This is a genomic window from Mesorhizobium sp. M2A.F.Ca.ET.039.01.1.1 (genome assembly GCF_003998035.1).
Taxonomy (GTDB): Bacteria; Pseudomonadota; Alphaproteobacteria; order Rhizobiales; family Rhizobiaceae; genus Mesorhizobium.
Genome location: NZ_RZRY01001086.1, coordinates 1 through 1,568 on the forward strand (window position 1 = coordinate 1; position 1,568 = coordinate 1,568).

At 57.9% G+C, this 1,568-nt stretch carries 2 protein-coding genes; both read left to right on the top strand.

Annotated elements, in window-relative coordinates:
* The first annotated feature begins 49 nt into the window (after positions 1-49).
* The gene (locus tag EOA24_RS37475) at positions 50-865 is read left to right on the top strand and encodes a pyrroline-5-carboxylate reductase (RefSeq protein WP_127410792.1); all 816 of its coding nucleotides are present in this window, start codon (positions 50-52) and stop codon (positions 863-865) included.
* Positions 866-1,134: 269 nt separating this feature from the next.
* A partial coding sequence (locus EOA24_RS37480; protein ID WP_133374891.1) for a transposase occupies positions 1,135-1,568 on the top strand: 434 nt, incomplete at its 3' end.

Below are 1,568 nucleotides of genomic sequence, written 5' to 3' on the forward strand. Positions count from 1 at the left end.
GAGCCATTGTAATCAGCAGATGGCTAGACAACTTAAGTGAGGAACATCAATGAAACTCGGCTTCATCGGCACAGGTGCGCTCACAGCGGCTATTATTACCGGGCTCAAATCCCTCACCGACAATTCGGTTTCGGTGCTCCTGTCACCCCGCAACGAAGATATCGCAGCGGGTCTGGCTTCCCGCTATCCGGACGTGCGTATTGCGAGCGACAATCAGGCAGTCCTCGACAATTGCGACACCATCATGCTGGCGGTCCGACCCCAGATTTCCCATAAAGTGCTTCCGGAATTGCGGTTTCGCCCTAACCATCATGTCGTCAGCCTGATCGCCACGCTGTCGCGCGAGCAGATAGCCGGCCTGACCATTCCAGCAGAGTCCGTGACGAAAGCGCTTCCGATGCCGATGCTTGCTCACCGGCTGGGAGCAACGATCGTTTACCCGCCTCATCCGGGCGTGGCGTCATTGTTCGGCAGGTTGGGGAAGGTGATCGAGGTCGAAAATTCGAGCGAGTTCGACGCATTGAGCGTCGCCACCGCGACCTATGGCAGCTATTTCAAATACCTGGAAACCATCCACAGGTGGCTGAAGGAGCATGGGGTTAGGGATGGCAAGGCGCGCGACTATATCGCGAGCCTTTTCAAAGCATTGGCGAACGCTCCGGAGATGGCCCCGGAAAAGGACTTCATGCATCTGTCGGAAGACTACGCGACCCGCGGTGGGATCAATGAGCAGGTTCTTCGCGAGCTTACCGCCAAGAGCGTATTCGATGCAGTCACGGAAAGTCTGGATCGAGTCTATCGCCGCATTATCTGCGACGCGCACTCCAGCTCGAACCAGGATCATCCAAGAACCGGCATGGAATGAAACTGTACTTCAGTCACGATGCCAATCCTCGTCTCGCGGCCGCGGTGGCGCGCTACTTGAGACGAAAATCGAGTTTGAATTCGCCGCCTCATTCACGGCCAATCACGCGCCTGAATGGCTCGGCCAAGGCTGAAACGGATTGAAGGAGTACCTCAACGTAAGACCTTATGTCCTTTCTGGTTGCCGGCTGTGAGGTGGTCCGCCCTACACTGGCAGTGTTGAAGCGAGGGTTGCTCGTCGAGCCTATCCTCATGCCAGGAGGACGAACCATGGAAGAATATAGCGAAGTTTTCGTAGGTTTGGATGTTGCGAAGGATCGGCATGCTGTTGCTCTCGCCGAGAGCGGGCGTGGCCGCGAAGTTCGATATGTCGGAGAGATATCCTCCGATATTGCGTCAGTACGCCGGCTCGTCCGCAAGCTCGGACGTCCGGGTGTACGATTGAGATTCTGCTATGAGGCTGGACCGACCGGGTACGGTCTAAAGCGGGAGATCGAGGCGCTGGGCCACGAGTGCGCCGTGATTGCTCCATCTCTGATCCCGCGCAAGCCTGGCGATCGGGTCAAGACGAACCGCCGCGATGCCGAGAAACTCGCCCGGCTGTTCCGTGCCGGCGAGCTCACCGAGATCTGGACACCGGACGCTGCTCATGAGGCCATGCGTGACCTGATCCGCGCCCGCGAGGCTGCGGTGAAGGATCGAAC

What these genes read in the sequence shown, in the direction of transcription:
- EOA24_RS37475 (WP_127410792.1), top strand. Translation starts at nt 50, where the DNA reads ATGAAACTCGGCTTCATCGGCACAGGTGCGCTCACAGCGGCTATTATT.